The sequence below is a fragment of the Coprothermobacter sp. genome, assembly GCA_013824685.1.
Lineage (GTDB): Bacteria > Caldisericota > Caldisericia > Cryosericales > Cryosericaceae > Cryosericum.
Window position 1 is genome coordinate 1 of record PNOG01000009.1, and the last position, 21,286, is coordinate 21,286.

Annotated in this window: 16 protein-coding genes; 12 read left to right on the plus strand and 4 right to left on the minus strand. The window is 62.0% G+C overall.

Annotation, left to right across the window (positions count from 1 at the left end):
* Window positions 1–108 precede the first annotated feature (108 nt).
* The 8 genes from C0398_02725 to C0398_02760 all read left to right on the plus strand — a co-directional run bounded on the left by C0398_02725 (window position 109) and on the right by C0398_02760 (window position 12,066).
* Window positions 109–807: an ABC transporter ATP-binding protein gene (locus C0398_02725; GenBank protein MBA4364906.1), complete on the plus strand. Its 699-nt coding sequence runs from the start codon at window positions 109–111 to the stop codon at window positions 805–807.
* Window positions 801–3,035 carry a hypothetical protein gene (locus C0398_02730; protein ID MBA4364907.1) on the plus strand — a complete coding sequence of 745 codons (2,235 nt, stop codon included), beginning with the start codon at window positions 801–803 and terminating at the stop codon, window positions 3,033–3,035. Before C0398_02725 ends, C0398_02730 begins: the two co-directional genes overlap by 7 nt.
* Window positions 3,035–3,697, plus strand: coding sequence for a hypothetical protein (locus C0398_02735; GenBank protein MBA4364908.1), 663 nt, complete (start codon window positions 3,035–3,037; stop codon window positions 3,695–3,697). Before C0398_02730 ends, C0398_02735 begins: the two co-directional genes overlap by 1 nt.
* Before the next feature lie 381 nt (window positions 3,698–4,078).
* Window positions 4,079–6,643 carry an ATPase gene (locus C0398_02740; protein MBA4364909.1) on the plus strand — a complete coding sequence of 855 codons (2,565 nt, stop codon included), beginning with the start codon at window positions 4,079–4,081 and terminating at the stop codon, window positions 6,641–6,643.
* 150 nt (window positions 6,644–6,793) lie between these two features.
* Window positions 6,794–7,474 carry a molecular chaperone gene (locus tag C0398_02745; GenBank protein ID MBA4364910.1) on the plus strand — a complete coding sequence of 227 codons (681 nt, stop codon included), beginning with the start codon at window positions 6,794–6,796 and terminating at the stop codon, window positions 7,472–7,474.
* Between the two features lie 34 nt (window positions 7,475–7,508).
* The gene (locus tag C0398_02750; GenBank protein MBA4364911.1) at window positions 7,509–8,198 is read left to right on the plus strand and encodes a DUF4956 domain-containing protein; all 690 of its coding nucleotides are present in this window, start codon (window positions 7,509–7,511) and stop codon (window positions 8,196–8,198) included.
* 29 nt (window positions 8,199–8,227) lie between these two features.
* The gene (locus tag C0398_02755; protein MBA4364912.1) at window positions 8,228–10,087 is read left to right on the plus strand and encodes a spore coat protein CotH; all 1,860 of its coding nucleotides are present in this window, start codon (window positions 8,228–8,230) and stop codon (window positions 10,085–10,087) included.
* Between the two features lie 149 nt (window positions 10,088–10,236).
* The gene (locus C0398_02760; protein MBA4364913.1) at window positions 10,237–12,066 is read left to right on the plus strand and encodes a transketolase; all 1,830 of its coding nucleotides are present in this window, start codon (window positions 10,237–10,239) and stop codon (window positions 12,064–12,066) included.
* Window positions 12,067–12,087: 21 nt separating this feature from the next.
* On the opposite strand, the gene C0398_02765 is transcribed toward C0398_02760, so the two are convergent.
* The 3 genes from C0398_02765 to C0398_02775 all read right to left on the minus strand — a co-directional run bounded on the left by C0398_02765 (window position 12,088) and on the right by C0398_02775 (window position 14,653).
* Entirely contained in the window at window positions 12,088–12,651 is a 564-nt protein-coding gene (locus tag C0398_02765; GenBank protein MBA4364914.1) for a hypothetical protein, read from the minus strand.
* A 46-nt stretch (window positions 12,652–12,697) separates the two neighbouring features.
* The gene (locus tag C0398_02770) at window positions 12,698–14,176 is read right to left on the minus strand and encodes a hypothetical protein (GenBank protein ID MBA4364915.1); all 1,479 of its coding nucleotides are present in this window, start codon (window positions 14,174–14,176) and stop codon (window positions 12,698–12,700) included.
* A gap of 72 nt (window positions 14,177–14,248) precedes the next feature.
* On the minus strand, window positions 14,249–14,653 hold the full coding sequence (locus C0398_02775) for a hypothetical protein (GenBank protein ID MBA4364916.1): 405 nt from the start codon (window positions 14,651–14,653) through the stop codon (window positions 14,249–14,251).
* 160 nt (window positions 14,654–14,813) lie between these two features.
* Between C0398_02775 and C0398_02780 the strand changes: the two genes are divergently transcribed.
* The 4 genes from C0398_02780 to C0398_02795 all read left to right on the plus strand — a co-directional run bounded on the left by C0398_02780 (window position 14,814) and on the right by C0398_02795 (window position 20,633).
* Window positions 14,814–15,716, plus strand: a complete 903-nt coding sequence (locus tag C0398_02780; GenBank protein MBA4364917.1) for a hypothetical protein — start codon at window positions 14,814–14,816, stop codon at window positions 15,714–15,716.
* Window positions 15,717–15,975: 259 nt separating this feature from the next.
* Window positions 15,976–19,005: a calcium-translocating P-type ATPase, PMCA-type gene (locus tag C0398_02785; GenBank protein MBA4364918.1), complete on the plus strand. Its 3,030-nt coding sequence runs from the start codon at window positions 15,976–15,978 to the stop codon at window positions 19,003–19,005.
* A 167-nt stretch (window positions 19,006–19,172) separates the two neighbouring features.
* On the plus strand, window positions 19,173–20,147 hold the full coding sequence (locus C0398_02790; GenBank protein ID MBA4364919.1) for a hypothetical protein: 975 nt from the start codon (window positions 19,173–19,175) through the stop codon (window positions 20,145–20,147).
* Between the two features lie 159 nt (window positions 20,148–20,306).
* A complete protein-coding gene (locus C0398_02795; protein ID MBA4364920.1) occupies window positions 20,307–20,633 on the plus strand; it encodes a hypothetical protein in 327 nt (108 codons plus the stop codon).
* Between the two features lie 88 nt (window positions 20,634–20,721).
* On the opposite strand, the gene C0398_02800 is transcribed toward C0398_02795, so the two are convergent.
* Complete coding sequence (locus tag C0398_02800) at window positions 20,722–21,120, minus strand: glyoxalase (protein ID MBA4364921.1); 399 nt, start codon at window positions 21,118–21,120, stop codon at window positions 20,722–20,724.
* Window positions 21,121–21,286 lie beyond the last annotated feature (166 nt).

Here is a 21,286-nt window from a genome sequence, read left to right on the forward strand (position 1 = left end):
CCCAATGGGACTTGACAGCGGCGCGTGCCTGACGACAATACTGACCGACTGGTCAATGACCACGTGATCGACAGACGGCACGACAGACAGAAAGCGAGGAGATGTCACATGGTGATCGAACTGAACAAGGCAGGGCGCATGTACCATATGGGGCAGGGTGAGTTCTGGGCACTGAAGGACGTCACACTGAGTATTCCAGAGGGTCAGCTGGTGACCATCCTGGGCCCGTCCGGATCTGGCAAGTCGACGCTGCTGAACATCATGGGCGGTATCGACCGTGCCGATGCCGGCACCGTCCGCGTCGCCGGGGTCGACCTCTCTCACGCATCGGATCACGAGCTCACTCAGTTCCGACGCGACACGGTGGGATTTGTGTTCCAGTTCTTCAACCTCATTCCCAACCTGACGGTCCGCGAAAACGTCGAAGTGACAGCCGACATCGCGAAGAAGGCCCTGCCCATCAATGAGGTTCTCCATGCAGTTACGCTGTCGTCCATGGCGGACCGTTTCCCTTCGGAGCTGTCAGGTGGCGAACAGCAGCGTGTGTCGCTTGCCAGAGCGGTCATCAAGAACCCTGCCCTGCTGCTTGCCGACGAGCCGACCGGTTCGCTCGACTTCGTCACGTCGCGGGACATCCTCCGGCTTCTGGTCCAGATCAACGAGACCTACCACACGACCATCGTGTTGGTCACACATAATGCCGCCATCGCGGACATGACGGACCGCCTCATCCGGCTTCGCAGTGGCGAGATCGAGGAGGACCGCATGGTCGGTCGCCTCATCAAGGCAGAGGAAGTGACGTGGTGAAGGTTCTTGCCAGGCGTCTTCCTCGCACGATCCGGTCCAACCAGTGGCTCGTCTATGGCAGCGTCACCCTCGTCATGCTCGCTAGCATGCTGTATGCCTCCCTCAACGCCCTGCTCGTGGACATAGGTGAGAGCAGGACGCGGTTTGAAAACCAGTCCCGGGTCGAGTCCGCTACTTTCCTGCCTCAAGGATCGTTCGCAGATCTGTCTGCTTTCGAACGCGACCATGGGTTTGTCATTGAGCACCGCCGCGAAGCCGACACAGTGCTCGGCGGCGGTCTGACGCTCCGAGTATTCGAAGAGACGACGCGCGTGAACATCCCGGTCGTCACTGAGGGTCGCGATCTCCAGGCAGACAACGAGATGCTGCTTGGGCAGACGGTCGCCCTGGCCCTCAAGGTCCCCCTGGGAACCACGCTCACACTGTTTGGACGTTCGTTTACGGTCGTAGGATTTGCAGCGGTCCCAGACTACATGTATCCTATCCGCACCACCGACGACGCCGGTATCATGCTTGACCCCAAGGCGTTTGGCATTGCCGTCGTCACTCCTGCTGCGATGGATGGTGCGGCGCCTGACGCGCTGGTAACCTGGCACGTCAGGACAGTCGACGGGACGACTGTCTCCGCCCGAAAGGCATTGGCCGAGACAGTCGGGCTGACGTATTGGCAGGACATCGCAGCCAACCCTCGCTACACCCTGGCCACAGCGAAACTCGAGGGAGCGGCCTCAGTCTCCACCACCATGCCCTTGGTCATCCTCCTTCTGACGTCGCTGCTGCTCGCCGCCGCACAAGGCCGAATGGTGCGCATGCAGCGTCCCCAGCTGGGGACTCTCAAGGCCCTGGGCTACTCGACGCAAGAACTCGTGCTGCACGAATTGGGCCTCCCGGCACTCATCGCGCTCTCGGGGTCGACACTGGGGGTCCTGACTTCAATTGTCACGATGCGTCCCATGCTCAACTACATGGCCAACTACTTCAGTATTCCATCCTATGTGACGACAGTCCCATGGAGCGCTGCGCTCGTCGCTGTCGCCGCTCCCGTGTTCTTCATGGTCCCAGCCGTTGCTCTGGTCGCTGCCCGTCTTCTGCGTCAGACGCCGATCAAGCTCATGCAGACGACGGCCATCAGTAGTCGAATCGGCCGGTTCGAGAGATCCCTCCACCTTACTCGGGGGTCCTTCCAGAACCGGTTTGCGTTGAGGGCAGCCGTGCGAGGTCTGACTCGACTGACGCTGCTGATGCTCGGCGCCATGCTTGCAGGCTACTTCCTCCTGTTCGGAGGGGCTATGCGCGATTCGATGGACACCCTGGTGCGTGGTGCCTTTCAGGATCTCCGATACAACTACACCTATATGCTGACGGCACCACAGCTCGAGAACCCATGGGGCGGAGAGGCACTGACGATTGCGCCGTTCACGACGACGGACGAACAGCTGACCTTCCAGGTCATGGGGCTTCCGCGGGCGTCCACACTCTTCGTCCCTCGCGACAGCGCAGGCCAGGCGATCCCTGTCGACCGGGTTATCATCACACGCGCTCTTGCGCACAAACTCAACCTGCGGCTCGGCGACACGTGGACGATGCAGCAGTCAGCCACCGGGCAAGAGCTCACACTGACAGTGGGCGCGATGGCCGAACTGTACACGACCGCAGCCGTCATCATGCCCCAGCAGCAGTTGAACACCATCCTCGGTACGCCACCCGATAGTTTCAACGCCCTGCTCAGTACGACCAGCCTGCAGATACCTGCCCAGAAGGTATTGATGATGCTGTCCATGGCACAGAGCCGTGCTGCCTTCGACTCTGTCATCGAACCACTCTGGATGGTCCTGGGAGTCGTGGCAATCGCGGCAGTGTTCATCGCGCTCATGGCTCTGTCGATCGTCACGACGCTGACCGTCGAGGAAGAGCGCGTTACCATCTCGCTGCTCAAGGTCATGGGTTACCGGGCAGAGGAACTGAACCGGATGGTTCTTGGATCGGGTATCGTCGCCGTGGCAGCAGGGTTCGCACTCAGCATACCGCTGCTCCTGACTTCTCTTGGGAGGCTCCTGACCTCGACGACCAGCGGTATCAGCTTCAGCCTGCCCATACGGCTCTCACCACTGTCGATCCTGTTCTGCGCCGTCATCATGCTGGCGACGTACCTGGTCTCGCTGAGAGCCGCGCGCCGCAAGGTGCTGGGTGTGCAGATGGCGGTTAGCCTCAAGGCTGCGCGAGAGTAATGCAGGCATCGCCGCACGGCTTCACGCCCGACTGCAGGCGAACCGCCCTGGTCACCGCGGCGATCGGCGAATTTGCCGCCACCGGCTACCTGGCTGCCTCGACGAACCGCATCGTCGAAGCAGCCGGTGTCAGCAAGGGACTGCTGTTTCACTACTTCGGCGACAAGAAGGGTCTGTACGTGGAGGCTGTTCAGACGTGCATCACCGAACTCATGCGCCGCTTCGACGAGCGCCTGGGACCGACCAGTCCCGACCTCTTCGAGCGCCTCCGGCAATACGCGCTGGCTAAATGGTCCCTGATCGAGGAGGAGCCGTCAACATTCGCATTCCTTCAGGAGGCCATGACCGACCCCCCTGCCGAGCTCCGGGCAGACCTGCTCGCCTCCACGGCCGAAATCACGGCCTCGACATACCAGCGGCTCTTCCAGGGAATCGACACCAGTACCTTCAGACCAGGCGTGACCGTCCAACAGGCGATGCACCTGCTCTCCTGGACGTTCGACGGACTGGGAAAGCAGTACACAATGCTCCTCCGACAACAGCCGCTTGACCTCGCAAGCGTGCGGAGCATCATGTTTGGGGAGGTCGACACCTACGTTGCCCTGCTACGCCATGGCATCGAGAACGATATGGGGTCCGATATGGGGTCAGCTGGTAAATAGGCCAGCGTGGTAAGTTCGCCGGACACGATTGTCCAAGTATCGACACGGCAACAACAAGGACAAGGCTGGATTCCCGCATGCGCGGAGAAGCACCCCTCGCCTTGGACAAAAGGGCTCGGGGGAATGACGGATGAAATTGCGGCGGATACAATGCTGCCTTCACGATTGGCGATGACGCCGCCTGTCGAGCGGGCATTCATCCCGATCGCTGTTATACGCCGCCGCCATCTTGACGCCGCCGGGCTTTGGCCTTAGCATTGTCATGTTCCTGACAGGTCGCCTGCCAGTCACTGCACAACCGCAGCTGGACGCAGGGCTTGCCAGAGTCAATCCTTATCAAGGTCGGGAACCCACCACACCATTTGCATGGAGGTTTCTGTCATGACAAGTGCACCGAATACAGAACAACCACAGGGTCTGACGACCGCAGAGGCACAACAGCGCCTGCGGGACGAAGGGCTCAACGAGCTGCCCAGTGCAAGCAGACACGGATGGGTTCACATCCTGCTCGAGGTCGTCAAGGAACCGATGCTCCTCCTGCTCCTCGCGTGCGGGTCCCTGTACCTGTTGGTGGGCGACCGTGAAGAAGCCCTGATGCTCCTGGGTTTCGTTGTTGTTGTCATCGGCATCACCTACTACCAGGAGAAGAGGACCGAGAACGCACTGGACGCCCTACGCGACTTGTCCAGTCCGCGTGCCCTCGTCAGACGTGACGGTGAGTGGGTCCGCATCGCCGGCCGCGACGTCGCCCGCGGCGACGTCATGATGCTGTCGGAGGGGGACCGCGTCCCTGCGGACGCCGTCCTTCTCTCCTGCACCAACCTGCACGCGGACGAATCACTGCTCACCGGCGAGTCCGTCCCCGTTCGCAAGGCAGAGTGGGATGGCAAGGCCGAAATGGGGCGTCCGGGAGGCGACGACCTTCCGACCGTCTACTCCGGCACCCTCATCGTCTCCGGACAGGGTGTTGCCGAGGTGCAGGGGACCGGACTCCGGACTGAGATTGGGAAGATCGGCAAAGCGCTCCAGACCCTGGACACCGAGAAGCCGCCCCTGCAGAAGGAAATCACGCGCCTGGTCCGTAACATGGCCCTGGTCGGCGTCGGCATGTGTGTCATCGTCACCGTCGTCTTCAGCCTCACCAATGGCAACAATCTCCTCGCCTGGCAGCGAGGGTTCCTGTCCGGTCTGGCCATGGCCATGGGCGTCCTGCCGGAGGAGTTTCCCGTCGTCCTGACCATCTTCATGGCCATGGGCGCCTGGCGCATGTCTCAGAACCAGGTCCTGACACGGCGCATGCCGGCCATCGAGACCCTGGGATCGGCGACGGTGCTGTGCGTCGACAAGACGGGGACACTGACGATGAACAAGATGACTGTCCGCAAGCTGGCGGCGGGCGGCGAGTACTTCCACATCCCCGCGGCAGGACTGCCCGGAGTCCTTCCCGAACCGTTCCACGAGCTGGTCGAGTACTCGGTCCTGGCCTGTGAAGCCGACCCCTTTGACCCCATGGAACGCGCCATCCTGGACATGGGCCAGGGCGCCCTCAAGGGGACTGAGCACCTGCACGAAGACTGGCAATTCCAGCGCGAGTATCCGCTCTCGCGCCAGCTGCTGGCCCTGTCGCACGCATGGCAGATGCACTCCGGCGACGGCAGTGTAGCCGCCAAAGGTGCGCCTGAGGCGATTCTCGACCTGTGCCACATGCCAGAGGCGCAACAGCAACTGGCCATGAAGCAGGTCCTGGACATGGCAAACGACGGTCTGCGGGTCCTGGGAGTTGCCCGCGCCTCCTGCGACAGCGCGGACCTTCCGGACAACCAGCACGACTTCGACTTCGCATTCATCGGCCTCATCGGTCTCGCCGACCCCATCCGCGCGACCGTGCCCGCCGCCGTCGCCCAGTGCCACCGCGCAGGCGTGCGCGTCGTCATGATCACGGGCGACTATCCTGGCACGGCACAATCCATCGCGAGAGAGATCGGCCTGCAGCACCCTGACCGCATCGTTACCGGGTCAGAGCTTGAGGCAATGTCCGAAGAGGAGGTCAGCAAGAAGATCCGCGACATCAGCGTGTTCGCTCGTATGGTCCCTGAACAGAAACTCCGCCTAGTCCGGGCCCTGAAGGCAAACGGCGAGATCGTCGCCATGACCGGCGACGGCGTCAACGACGCGCCTGCCCTCAAGAACGCCCATATCGGCATCGCCATGGGCGAACGGGGGACCGACGTCGCCCGCGAGTCCGCTGCCATCGTCCTGCTCAAGGATGACTTCAACAGCATCGTCGCAGCAGTGCGCATGGGTCGCCGCATCTTCGACAACATCCGCAAGGCCATGGGCTACATTCTCGCTGTCCACGTCCCGATCGCGGGCCTGTGCCTGATTCCTGTGCTGTTGCGCTGGCCGCTCATCCTGCATCCGGTGCACATCGTGTTCCTGGAACTCATCATCGACCCTACATGTTCCATTATTTTCGAAGGCGAACCGGAGGAGGCCGACATCATGGACCGGCCACCGCGTGACCCTTCGAAGCCGACGTTCAGCAGCAAACTGGTTCTCACGAGCATTCTGCAGGGACTCGGCATCCTGATCGCCGTCCTGATCGTTTTCGGCCTGGGCTTCTACGAGCGCGGCCTGAGCGAGAACGACGCGCGCGGATTGGCATTCACGACCTTGATCTTCGCCAACGTAGCGCTCATCCTGACCAACAGGTCCTGGACACGCAGCATCATCCATTCCCTGCGCACGCCCAACAAGTCGCTGTGGTGGGTCATCGCCGGAGCACTCGGCCTGCTGGCCGTCGCCCTGTATACCCCGTTTGCCTCGCGCCTCTTCAAGATGGCGGCGCAGCACCCGGTCGACATCCTCATCTCAGCAGCGGTCGGCATCAGTACCATCCTCTGGTTCGAACTCTTCAAGGCGCTGAGGCCGAAAGCTCTGGCATAGCGGCATCCAAGACGACCGACGCACTGACGGGCAGGAGTTGACACTCCTGCCCGTTACCTATTATGACCGACTCCTCGTACGAAACCTCCGGCCTCTGCGTACTACAGGTGATACATGAGACAGCCATGTCGGTATCCAGGAGCCCGAGCTATGCAACTGCGCCACGAACTCAAGCACTTCGTCAACATTGCCGACTACCAAGGCATCCGCAGCCGTCTTCGGTACATCCTCCAACATGACGAGCATGCAGGACCCGACGGTCGGTACACGATCCGCAGCCTCTACTTCGACAACGCGGACGACAGGGCCCTACTCGAGAAGATCAATGGGCTGAACCGCCGCACCAAGTTCCGCATCCGCTTCTACAACAGCGACCCGTCGTTCATACGCCTCGAGAAGAAGACTCGCATCGACGGGCTGAGCTCCAAGGAGAGCGCTCCTATCACGAGGGACCAATGCAGGGCTCTTCTGGCCGGTGACACCAGCTTCCTCCGGTCATCGGTCCAGCCCCTGTTTGTCGAGCTGTACGCCAGGATCGCCGGGGACCTGCTCCGCCCGAAGACCATCGTCGACTACGTTCGTGAGGCGTATATCTATGGACCCGGCAACGTGCGGGTAACGTTTGATACATCGATGCGCACCGGGCTTGCCTCGACGGACGTGTTCAGCTCCGACGTGCCGACCGTGGAAGCACTCAACGGGAGCTACGTCATCATGGAGGTCAAATACGACGCATTCCTCCCCGACATCGTAGCCGACGCAGTGCAGACTGACGCGCGCGGAGCATGCGCAATCTCAAAGTACGCACTGTGCAGGCTGTACGGCCTGTAGCGAACCACATCCGACACCCAGGGAGAGTAGCATCATGAGCACAACGACATTCACATTCGCAGACATCTTCAAGTCAGGATTCCTCGACAAGCTGGCCTCCGTTTCCGTGCTGGACATGGCCATTGCCATGGCCCTCGCATTTGCGCTGGGGCTGTTCATCCTGCTGGTCTACCGCAAGACATTCAAGGGCGTCATGTACTCCGAGACCTTTGGCATATCTCTGATGGCGCTCACGCTCATCACGACGCTCATCATCCTGGCGGTCACGTCAAACATCATCCTGTCGCTGGGCATGGTCGGTGCACTGTCCATCGTGCGGTTCCGCAGTGCCATCAAGGAGCCGCTCGACATCGCCTTCCTGTTCTGGGCGATCAGCGCCGGCATTGTGACCGGCGCAGGGTTGTTGCCTCTGGCCGTCATCGGGTCATTGTTCATCGGCATTGTCCTTGTCATCTTCGCCAATCGCAAGACGGGCGATACGCCATACATCGTCGTTCTCTCCTGTGCCGATGAAACCAGCGAGCAGGAAGGTATCGAGCTCATCCGCCAGCATGTCAAGAAGTATGCCATCAAGTCAAAGACCGTCTCACCGCATGCTGGGATCGAGCTCACCGTCGAAGTCCGCCTCAAGGATGCTGCAACGTCGTTCGTCAACGGACTCTCACAGGTGGCAGGCGTGGGCAACGTCGCCCTGGTCAGCTACAACGGCGAGTACGTAGGGTGATGCGCCAGACAGCGCCTGAGGCATAGCCCATGCACCGCGTCCAACGTAAAGCTTCAGCCGTCATCCTTGTTGCCCTCCTCGTGACAGCCCTTCTTGTGCCGCTCAGTTCGCTGGATGCGGCGGCGATCTGGATGGACTCGACACCTGCGACAGCATACATGACCAACGTCTTCAACGACACGAGGGTTGCGACCGTCAGCATCGACATGAGCGCCAGTGACTGGCAGTGGCTGCTCGACAACGCGACCCAGGAGGAGTTCCGCAGCTGTGACATCACCATCGGCGGCACGACGTACTACAGCGTCGGCATCCGCCCCAAGGGCAACTCGAGCCTTGCCCGGGTCGCCAGCAGCACGTCTGACCGGTTTAGCTTCAAGATCAAGTTCGACGAGTACATTCCGGGCCAGACATGCTACGGTCTGCGGGCTCTGGTGCTCAACAACGTCATGGATGACGCCACGTACATGAAGGAGTACCTCTCGTACAAGCTGTTCAGAGATATGGGCATCGCGACGCCCGCCTTCTCCTACGCCTCCATCACGGTCAATGGCAAACCCTGGGGGCTGTACCTCATGGTCGAGGTCATCGACTCGAGCTTCGCCCAGCGCAACTACGGGACGACTTCTGGCAACTTGTACAAGCCCGAGAGTGTCGACGTCGGCGCACGAGGCAAGTTTGTGGCCAACCAGGCGGATGATCAGCCTGCAGTCCAGGACGGAGCACGCGCCCAGGGTGGCGGCATGCGTGGTTCCGGAGGGACTAGTCTGGTCTATACGAGCGATGCGGCCTCCGACTACAGCGTCCTGCGCGACAGCGCTGTGCTGTCCACGACCGACGACCAGGACTTCCAGAATCTCATCACCATGATGAAGGCGCTGAAGAACGGCACCGGCATCGAGGAGACACTCGACGTGGATGAGGTCCTGCGGTATTTCGCCGTGAACACTTTCCTCGTCAACCTCGACAGCTATGCCAGCAGCCTCAAGCACAACTACTACCTGTATGAGCAGGACGGTGTCTTCCAGATCCTGCCCTGGGACCTCAACCTGTCCTTCGCAGGTTTCCAGGCAGGGAGTGCAGCCGGCGCCATCAACTTTCCCATCGACACGCCCGTGTCCGACACTATGGACAACAGCCCGCTTATTGCCAGCCTGCTGGCCGTGGACGAGTACAAGGAGCTCTATCACTCGTATCTCCAGCAGCTCGTGGTTCAGCAGATCAGGAGCGGTGCCTTCGAGACCGAGGTGGCCAGGGTCAATGCCCTCATTGCTGGTGCCGTCAAGTCCGACGCCACTGCGTTCGTCACCTACGAGCAGTACCAGGCATCGCTGCCGATGCTGGTCCAGTTTGCACAGGACAGGTCATCCAGCATCATGGCACAGCTGGCGGGTCAGCAACCGAACACGACCACCGGCACCGTCGCCACCACCGTCAACCTGGCTACCCTCGGCAGTCAGGCCGGCGGGGGCAACATGGGAGCCCCCGGACAGGCAGGCGCAGCACCCAACGCCGCCGGTCAACCTGACGGTGCGGCACCTGTCGGCGGTGTCTTCGGTGGCGCGCAGGCAGACCGCACTGTCATGCAGCAAGTCCTGGCCATCATCCGCGCTGCAGATCCCAGTGGGCTGACGGACGAGCAGACCGCTCAACTCACCGCGCTGGGCCTGGACTCCGCCGCCATCGAGCGACTTCAGCAGATGCCAACCGCCGGACAGCGTCCCAACATGCCAGCAGACGCTGCACAGGCGGTTCCGGGGAACGTGGCTCAGAGCACGTCCGGCTCCGTTCTGCCACTCGTCGCGGTCACAGGCGCCGGCCTGCTCCTTCTTGCCGCAGGCATCGCGTTCGTCGCAAGGTTCAGGAACAGACGCTACCTCCTGCCGGCATAGCCCGGCTGCAGCAGTTCACCGTGCGCAAGGCAGCGCCCAGTCCCAGGACCTGTGCAGGTTTCAGAGTTGCATCACGGGTCCGATTGACCACACTAGTAGAAGAGGCTGGGTTCCAGAGTCGGCGTCGCGTCCCGGCCACGGAGGCTACCATGGAAACGACAGCACTTGCAGCACTTGCCAGGCGGGTTCGGTACGACATCCTGCACATGTCGACGGAAGCAGGGTCCGGTCATCCGACGACCTCGCTGTCCGCGACCGACCTCTTGACCGGCCTGTTCTTCGGCGGCACGTTCCGATTCGACCTGGACCACCCGCAGAACCCCTGCAACGACTGCATCATCTTCTCCAAGGGACACGCCTCGCCGCTGTTCTACGCGCTGTATGCGGCTGCCGGCGTCCTGTCGCAGGAGGACCTGCTCACGTATCGCAGGATGGGGTCACCCCTCGAAGGACACCCGACCCCGCGCTTCGCCTATGCGGAAGCGGCGACCGGGTCACTCGGCCAGGGGCTGGGCATCGGCGTCGGCATCGCCATGAACGGCCGATACGTCGACAAGCTGCCGTACAACACGTATGTGCTCATGGGCGACAGCGAAGTCGCTGAAGGCTCGATCTGGGAAGCTGCCGAGCTGGCGTCACAGTACCAGCTGGACAACCTGGTGGGCATCCTGGACGTCAACCGGCTGGGCCAGCGTGGTGAAACCATGCTGGGCTGGGACCTGGATACCTATGAGGCCCGGTTTGCGGCATTCGGCTGGCACACGATCGTCCTCGATGATGGGCACGACATCGACGCGGTCCAGGCGGCCTACGGTGAAATCAACCACGCGTGCGGCCGCCCCACGGTCCTCATTGCTCGGACCATCAAGGGCAAAGGTGTCTCGTTCCTCGAGAACCAGGACGGATGGCATGGCAAGACGCTGAAGCGCGAGGAATTCGACCGTGCGGTCCTCGAACTGGGACCGGTCGACCTGAATCTCCACGACACCATCGAGAAGCCCGTCGAGGCCACCCCGGCGGTGTGGGCTGCAGTGCCAGTCGACCAGCCGGCGAGCGCCAAAGCGCTGTCGCCACGCGAAGCGTATGGCCGCGCCCTCGTGGACATCGCGCCGACACACCCGGAGATGGTGGTGCTGGACGCCGAGGTCAGCAACTCGACGTTTGCCGTCACCTTCCGGGGCTCCTATCCTGAACGGTTCTTCGAGATGTACATCGCCGAGCAGAACATGGTCTCTGCGGCGGTGGGATTCAGCACCCGGGGCAAGACACCCTTTGTCTCGACGTTTGCAGCCTTCTTCTCCCGCGCGTTCGACCAGATTCGCATGGCACAGTACGCCATGGGGCGGGCCAACATCAAGTTCGTGGGCTCTCACGTCGGTGTTGCGATCGGGCCGGACGGTCCCTCACAGATGGGCCTGGAAGACATCGCCCTGTTCCGCACGCTGGTCGGCAGCGTCGTGCTGTATCCAGCCGACGACACGACCACAGCGGCGCTGGTCCGGCAGATGGCCGATCACCATGGTATCTGCTACATGCGAACGACCCGGCAGGACCTGCCACGCCTCTACGAGATTGGGGAAGAGTTCCCTATCGGCGGGAGCAAGACCCTCCGTCGCAGTGATGACGACCGCGTGACCCTGGTGGGCGCTGGAATTACTCTCCACGAAGCCCTCAAGGCAGCAGACACGCTGGCTGCCGAGGGGATTCATGCCCGGGTGATCGACCTTTACAGCGTCAAGCCACTGGACATGGCGACGCTGCATAAGGCAGCAGCCGAGACCGCAGCCGTCATCACCGTCGAGGACCACTACGCCGAGGGCGGCATCGGCGAAGCCGTGGCCGCAGCGCTGTCGGACGTCGCGACGCCGGTATTCTCACTTGCAGTGTGCAAGCTGCCGATGAGCGGCAAGCCGGAGGAACTGCTGGCCTACGAAGGCATCGACGCCGCAGCAATCGTCCGCAGGGTGCGCGAACTGTAGCTGCCGTCCGCCGTTCTGGTGTCAGGCTCCTGATTCGGCGTCTGGCACCAGATCGCCGCGTAGCAAGTCCATGTAGAGGATGTCGACACGCTTCCCGTCGCGGGAGCTCGCCTCGCGCAGACACCCGGCGTCCTTGAAGCCCACCTTGTGGTACGAAGCGACGGCGCCTGGGTTACAGGCGAGCACTGTCAGGAAGATCGTGTGCAGCTCCAGCATGTCGAACCCCACGGTACACAGGAGATGCATCGCTTCCGTGCCGTACCCATGACCACGGTACTTCTCGTCCCCGATGAGGATGCTCGCTTCACCCCTCCCCACGATGAGGTTGAGGTTCTTGAGTGCGCATCGCCCGATGATGTCCCCGGTCGACATCAGATGAATGCCGAACCGCCGGACGTCGTCCGCCACAGCGGACTTGTCATAGGAGGCCTCCATCGCTTCGAGGCTGGGAGCTCTGCCGTACCCTTGCGTCAGGCGCGTCACTTCACGATCGTTGGCCCATTTCCAGTAGAGCAGAACGTTGTCGCGCCGTTCAGGTGCCAGGAAGACGTGTCTCGCTTCGATCACATGTGGCAGGATGTCCATGATCCCTCTCCCCTCTTGTACGTCTCGCCGTTCGACTGCGGTCGTCTCAATAGCCCAGGTCTTCCGCGAGTCGCGCGCGGTACACGGCCTTGGCCTGGTACATGCGTTTGTCTGCAAGCTGGACCAGGTCCCCTCCGTCGGAGTCGCCCCGAACGGTGGCAATCCCCACGGAACAGTGCACTGCCCCCATCGCTGTCAGAACTTGCGAGCCGACGCACGTGCGTAGTCGCTCGAGCAGAAGCTCGGTCTCCCGCTGTGAGGTCTCTGGCAGGACGAGAAGGAACTCGTCTCCTCCATACCGGATCACCTTGTCGATGACGCGAAGTGACTTTCGCAGCACTGCGACCAGCGTCTCGAGGACCCGGTCACCTTCTGCGTGACCCAGTCGGTCGTTGATGGATTTGAACTCGTCGATATCCAGCATGACAAACGACACATCGTGACCATGCCGCCGGCCCCGTTCCAGTTCCTCCGCAACGATGCCGTCCATGGCACGACGGTTGTGCGCTCCCGTAAGGCCGTCCAGCAGGGCCTGTTCACGCAGGAGCTGCTTGATCTGCATACTTGCCAGCATCAGACCGACACCGGCCGCCAGCGGCGTCAGGTTGCGGACGTCCTCGCGGGAGAATGCGCCGGCCTTCTTGCTTTCGAGGTTCAGGACGCCGATCACCTTGCCTCCCGCCATCAACGGAAGAGCCAGGTCAGAGCGTCCACCCGGTATGGCGCGCCGGTAGTACGAGCAGACACGCACATCCGCAACGTTGACCGTATGCCGTAGACGGAACGCCCGTACAACCACGCCCACACGGTCGTGGATGGACAGGGCCAGCCCGTCATACTCGCTCCCATATCCCTTCTGGGACCGCAGGATGAGGGACTCCGTTTCGTCGTCGTACAGGAGGACCGCGACATACTGGTAGCCGAGACGCCGCGCGATGCGCTTGACGACAGCGTTCATGAATTCCACCGCGCTTGCCGCACGATGGCCGTCGAGCGTCGTCTCATGCAGGAGGGACAGGAACTTCTCGCGGTTCGCAGACTGCTGTTCCTTCAGGTACCGGGCGATAATCAGGCTGATAAGGTGAATCAGGGGCCGCAGGGCGTCGATATCCTCGGGCTTCAGCCTTCGGCGTGACGTCTGCACGTTGATGATGCTGACCACGCGCCGGTCAAGGACGATAGGAAAGCCGACATAGCTGACAATCTCGCTGGTCGACCTCCTCCAGTCTGGATACGCTCCGACATCCTCAATGAAGCACGTCTCACGCCCCCGAATGATGCCCATGATGTTCTGCGGCAGGTCCCTGTTGAAGCTGACCTCGACTGTTCGAAGCACGCTCCACGGGATGCCATTGGCCGCGTCGAAGTGCACCCGAGAATCGATGTCCACGCCCATGACCGTCACCGAGGCGGATGGTATCGACTCGGCGATGAGGTCCACCGCCCGCTGGACGGCCTTTCGCGGCGTCGTCTCGAGCAGGATCCGCTCCAGTTCATCGGTCCGGATCAGCGTGGTATTCTTCATCGTTGAGTCTATTGTAGTTGCTCCCAGTCCGACTGCAACAACCTCGCCCAGTTGTCTGACGAGACTGGAGAACTACTTCAGCGTGACTCCCTCGGAAGACGCGGATCGTTCGCGGGCAGCCTTGATCGTTCTGACAGCCATGATCCCTACGGCGCGCACGGTTGCCTCCGCCCTGATATCGGCCTCGCGGGCCTTGCGGATGACGCGCGGGACCACGTCCACAACCTTCGCTGCTCGACGGGAGGCTGTGGAGGCCTTGTCGGCAAGATGGTTGAACTGCGCTTCAGCAGACTGGACAGCTTCGGAGACCTTGGCAATCTCGGCGCTGGCAGCGGCCAGCTGTTCCTGCATTTCGGTCACCTTGGGGGCGACCTGACGCGCCACGCCTGCAACCTTGACAGCCATGAAGATAAAGGCTCCCGCAACACACAGCGATGAGCCGCCAATCAATATGACGAGTACCCACAACGGGTCCATGTGCTACCTCCTCAGCGCCAACCGGCGTGATTTACAGTATAGCGCAGTATGCGACCCGTGTCACAGCCCGCATTGCATCATCTCAATTCAGTATCTTGTCGTCCCCGCGAAGGCGGGGACCCATGCGCCGTGACAGCACTGGATTCCCGCATGCGCGGGAATGACGGCAAGAAGAGAAAACCTCTTCCAGGAGCGGGAATGGCGCATGCGTGTGTGGCGAAGTGACGATGGCACGGCCACACGGGCATTCACACTGGACGCTTCGCTTTCACTCTTGCAATATCGCCTTGCTGTGGCACCATGTAATTGGAACAAGAAAAGTATTGCCAAGGAGAAGGCGATCGTGCGACGTGGCAGTGTTGGATGCGTACCAGAAGCAGTCTCAGTGCCCGGCTCGACGCTTGGGCTGGACATGATGCAGGAGATTCGACGCGCAAGCCGCGGTCTGGCATTTGCGCTCGCGGGCTACGTCGCCATTTTTGTCGTCCAGCTGACCAGCTACTTCATCACTCACATGCTGGCCCTTCTCGCACAGGCGTTTGCGACGCTTGCCAACGCCGTGGTCGCCCTCGTCGTCCTCCTCGCTCTGGCCTGGTCGCAGAAGCCGGTTGACATGTACTTGAGATGGAGGAGGGGCCGCAGGCGCAACGCTGTCGCGCTCATCTCGGCGACCTTCATCATCCTGTTCCTGTGCGTGGGCACCCTCTGGAGGGGCTTGGCGACACTGATCCGTGGCGGAGCGTTCAGGACGGTCAACCCTGCCCTCGCCATCGCAGTGCTTGCGGTTGGTATGCTGCTGGTTACCTTCCCTGTATTCGACATCGTCCGAAGCGCGAGAGAAGGCTCGTCGATACGTCTGCGTCTCCTCTCGCTCATCAAGGACGAGGCCTGCTATGCCGTCGGTATCGTGGGTATCGCCCTCGCCGCGGCGGGTCACACCTGGGCCGACCCTGTCGCGTCGTTGCTGATCGGAGCCGCAATGAGCATCGGTGCGGCTCTGCTGATCTGCGACTGCATCCTGCTGCTCAGGAGCCGTCCAGCCCAACCGTCGACCGCCGGCTGATACTTGCTTCGTCTTTGTCACATGAAACGACGCGCGTCCCCAGTTCCGGTCAGGGCTCTTCACAAAACCCCGTTGACAGCGGCCTTCCCCTCCGTACAGTGAAGTATGGTTGGGGAGTAGCTACCTGCGCACGTCGCAGGGGCTGGCTGTCGTCAGGACGGAGGGACCGAACCCTCCCGGCAGTCATGAGTCTTCACAAAACGCGAGACCACCATGAAAGTGATCATGGCGGTCTTGTTGCATATCCAGGCCGCCCCGCATGCACAGAGGAGCACCTATGACAGACACACACCAGCGCATCGTGGCCCGGGCGCTTGACCTGGGTACGGATCTGCACGACGGGCTTACCGCAGACCAGGTCGCATGCAACCGCCAGCTGTATGGCGGCAACGACATCACACCCGCCCGCAAGGAACCGCTGTGGAGGCAGTTCCTCCGCAAGTTCGACGATCCCACCATCCGCATCCTGCTGGCCTGTGCAGTCCTGTCGCTGGCCGCAGGCGCCTACAAGGGCGTCTCGGTGGGTGACTGGCTGGGCATCGCTGAATCGGCCGGCATCCTGGTCGCCGCACTCATCGCTACCGGCGTCGGCTTCCTCCTGGAGTGGCGGGCAGACCGCGCGTTCGATCTGCTGCGAAAAGAGTACGAGAACCTTACCATCAAGGTGACCCGTGATGGTCGCTTCAAGACAATTCCCGTCGGTGAACTGGTCACAGGTGACCTCGTCCACCTCGAGAGCGGCGACAAGGTCCCGGCAGACGGTTGGCTCGTCTCCACCAGCAACCTCACGGTCGATCAGTCGTTCTGGAACGGGGAAACGGAGCCGGCTGCCAAAGACGGGACGGACGACCCCGACGATAAGCGCGGCTCGACATTCCTGGTCGGTGGAACGAACGTGGTGGGGGGCAGTGGCACGATGCTGGCCGTCGCCGTGGGCGACTCCTCGGAGCGTGGCATCATCATTCGTGACATCCAGACCACCAAGCGTGAGCAGACCCCCTTGGAACACAAACTCCAGGACTTGGCCGATGTCATCAACATCGCTGGAACGGGGGCTTCCGTCCTTATTTTCACCTCAGTCTTCACGGCCACAGCGCTCCGTGGCGACCTGGGAGGACCGCTAGCTCCCGTGGGCAGGACCGTTCTCTCGGCGACTGTGCTCGCCATCATCGGCGCCCTTGTCGTGTTTGCCCTGGCCAAAGGGCGTAAACAGCACCACCTGCTGGTCCCTGCCTTCCTGGCAGGTGGCTGTGCCATCTTCGCTACGGTGTTGGCGTCGGCCTTCGTGTGGGGAACCCCCTTTGCGGGTCAGGGAAGCGCGCTGGCGAACCTCGTGACGGGCGTCGTCAGCCCCACACTGGAAGTCCTCATCCTTGCTGTGACCATTGTCGTCATAGCCGTGCCTGAGGGCCTGCCCATGGCAGTCTCCATCAGCCTGGCGCTCAGCGCCCGCAACATCCGAAAAGACAACAACCTGGTGCGCAAGATGATCGCGGCGGAGACGATCGGTTCAGTCGACGTCATCTTCAGCGACAAGACCGGCACGATGACGCTCAACCGCATGTCCCTGGCCACCCTCTATGCGCGGGGACGTCTATATGCGCGCGACCCGGAGGACGGCCAACCCGCTCTTGACGACGTCCACGTGGACGACCTGCTCGCTCTGGGCATCGCGGCCAATTCCACCTGCCACCTTGACGACCGTGGTGGCGAGCTGCATTTCGTCGGCAGCTCGACGGAAGGCGCGCTCCTCAAGTGGCTGCAGGACCGAGGCATCTCATACTCCGATCTGCGGGAGAGGCATCCGGTACTGCGCCGAGATGATTTCTCCTCACAGCGCAAGGTCATGAGTACCGTCGTCCGCAGCGGGGACCGGTTATGGCTGCTGGTCAAGGGAGCACCCGAGCGCGTCCTGACTCGCTGTGTCGACGTCGAGATGGCTGACGGTCAGACAGAACCCCTCGACCGCCACGAACCTGAACTCCACCGCGTGCTGGCCGGCATGGCCGAACGCGAGATGCGGACGCTTGCTCTTGCCTACCGCCGCATGGAGTCGGACGATGACGTGCGCGAGGATGGTCTGACCCTCCAGGCGCTGGCTGGCATCGTCGACCCTGTCCGCACGGACGTGCCCGCGGCAGTCTCGACGGCACACCGTGCCGGCATCGACGTCAAGATGGTCACCGGCGACAGCCCTGCCACGGCCCGCGCAGTAGCGATGCGCGCCGGCGTGTGGTCCGACGACGGGCTCCTGCTGACAGGCGAACAGTTTGCGGCAATGAGCGACGATGAGCTGCGTGCCGTCGCTCCGCGCCTCAAGGTGCTTGCCCGCTCAGAACCCATGCAGAAGAAACGCCTGGTCGAGGTCCTGCAGTCTCTTGGCCACGTTGTTGCAGTCACGGGCGATGGCACCAACGACGCGCCCGCACTCAGGACGGCAGACGTTGGCATCTCGATGGGACTGCGCGGCACCGACGTCGCAAAGGAGGCCAGCGACATCGTGCTCGTCGACGACAACTTCGGCAGCATCGTGCGGGCCGTACACTGGGGGCGCACGCTGTACGAGAATATCCAGAAGTTCCTGCAGTTCCAGCTGAGCATCAACCTCTCGGCCTTGACGATCGCCTTCATCAGTCCGCTGCTTGCGCTCGGGACAAGCCTGCTTGCACGTTACGGCGTTCAGCTCCTGCCGGGCGCCGACTTCCGCGAGATGCCGCTCACCATCCTTCAGCTCCTGTGGATCAACCTCATCATGGACACGCTCGCGGCACTGGCACTGAGCCTGGAGCCCAAGCGGGACGAACTGATGAACGACCGGCCCAAGCGACGTACCGAGTCCTTCGTCACGCACAATATGCTGCACAACATCCTCGTCATGAGCACGTGGTTCGTCGCTGTCACACTGTTCATGCAGGCCACCGGCTGGTACCTGGGCGCGGACCGCACGGACGCCAGGCAGGTCAGCTCTGTCGTTTTCACGTCCTATGTCTTCATGCAGGTATTCAACCTGTTCAATGCGCGCAGCGTGCGACCGGACAAGTCCGCCTTTGCGGGGCTGGCTCGCAGCAAGACGTTCTGGGCCGTCGTAGCCGTCATCACCATCATCCAGGTCGGATTGACCCAGGTTGGAGGCGCCACGTTCAGCACTGCGCCCTTGCCACCGCTCGTCTGGCTTCGTGTGCTCGCCCTGGGCCTGGCTACAGTCGGCATCGGCGAGGTGTCGCGTGCATTCCGTCGCTTCCGCTACAAGGCAGCGCATTCGGCCGACGGAGGCGCTGAAACCCCCTGACCAATCTGCCACTTCGAGGGGGACCTGGACGGCGGCAACTGGTACGGCATCGCCTGAGCTGAGGCCTGTACCTTGGCTGGCTGCTGCGGGCGGCTGTCGGCTCATGCGTCGTTGACGAAGTGGCTGTCCTATGTCTATACTGTCATCGGGAACCGGGAGGCAGACACATGGCAATAGTCATCGGCGTAAGTGGAGCATGGAAGGCCGTGCTGGCCATGGCACGAACGGCGGGTATCGTCGTGAACGAGCCGTCCGACGTGGGTATCCAGCTGGCGCGCGCCCAGAAGGCCCTGGTTCAGCAGGACACGCTGGCGCGCGATGATCTGGCACTCCAGGAGGCCGCCCTGGAACACAAGCTGGCGGAACAACGGTCCTCCTGCGCCGCGGACATCGCGCGCATCCACGCTCGCTCTGGACAGGAGACGACACGTCTGGCCGCCCGCCTGAGCCGCCCCGGTCCGATGGCCCTGCGTACGGTGAACGGCCTGTGGGTTGGGTTGTCCCGTCTGGGTCTGCAGGCACAGGAACGCGTACAGGTACGTGCACGGTCACGTGCCGTCATTCCCGCTCAGCGCGCCCTCCAGGACTTCCTCGCCAGCCGCGAAACCGAGGTGGCGAGGCGTGTCGAAGGTGCCCACCGCATCGTTGCGGGCATCGAAGCGATCGCCCACTCCGCTGTCCTGGCCAATGCCGTCGCAGAACGTACGGTCATCAGGACGCTCAGCACCCTGCCAGACGATTTCGTCCTGATCAACGACCTCCACCTGCGCTACGACCGGGACATCCCGTTCGAAGACAGCTACTTGAAAACTGCACAGCTGGACCACCTTCTCATCGGCCCCACGGGCGCCTACGCCATCGAGACCAGGAATTGGAGTCGCACCGCCATCGTGGACGGTGACGAAGCGGACCCCGTGTTGCAGGTGACGCGGGCGTCGTTCCTCTGCTCCCACATCCTGAAGGACGCGGGCTGCGACCAGATCGTGCGTTCGGTCGTTGCCTGTGATGGTGCCCCGCCCACCAGGTCCGGCGGAGCGCATGTCGCCATCATGCCCACGGCGCGCCTGCTCGCATACGTCCAGTACGGCCCCCAGCTGATGTCGGTCCAAGAGATCGCTCTCGTATGCAGGACCCTGACCTAGGGTCGCCAGAACGGGCAATGGACACCGTATCAGCCCCGTAAGCCGACCCGCAGTTGTCAGCAATCCCACCTTCACAATCGTGTGTACGAAACGTCTGTATGCTGCGTATAGAACATACAGGGACGCAAAGGCGCCCCGTAGAAAGGAGAAGTGATACATATGATGGGATATTGGAGATATGGTGGTTTCGAACGCGGCGGTTGGGGCGGCATGTGGGGCGGTGGGCATCTATTCATGGGCCTGCTGTGCCTGGTGTTCTTCATCACGCTCATCGTCTGGATCATCCGCATGGCGACATGGAGACGACATGGTATGGGCTGCGGTATGGGCTACATGCGTCACATGCACGGCATGCATGACGATCGCGACCTGATGGAGAGCAAGCAGGACGAAGCCTTGGACATCCTCAGGCGCAGGTTCGCCGGAGGCGACGTCACCAAGGAAGAGTACGAAGAGCGGCTGAAGGTCCTGAACGGCGACAAGTAGCCGTCCCTAAGAAACACGCGCCCCTGTGCCGGTTCACGGCACAGGGGTTTTTGCATGTCCTGGTTAGGCTGAGACTGACCTCAGCTTTCTAGACGCCCGAATGCTCGCCGAGTTCGACACCCTTGTCGGGCTTGGGTTCCTCCATCAGGCCGAAGCTGTTGCCTTCCGTGTCCTTGCAGGTCACCATGCGTCCCACCCCGGGGATTGTCTGGATATCCCTTACGATCGTCCCTCCGGCAGCAGTGACAGTCGCCATGGCCTCTTCCAGGGACAGCACCCCAAGGGTCAGGTTCGTTTCGAGAGTCTCGCTGGTGGATGGAGAGAGACCTCCATCGATGCCTGGTTCACCGGGCGCACCAGTCGTGATCATGTAGTAATCGAAGGGTCCATCCCACTTCTCAACGGTCCAGCCGAACGCCGCTTTGTAGAATGCGATCGCACGCGCCGGGTCTCTCGCCATCAGGTCAAAGTGCATCGGTCGCAGCATGTCACGCCTCCTGTAGTTGTCAGGCCTTGCGGCCTCTACCCAAACCATACTCCATGCCCCGAACCATGCAAGGACGCCCTTGACATTCACGTCACAATGCACAAAGCTGTGATCCAGGGACAGCGCTCAGACGCCACCAGGAGCCTCCTCGCAACGCCTGAGGAGA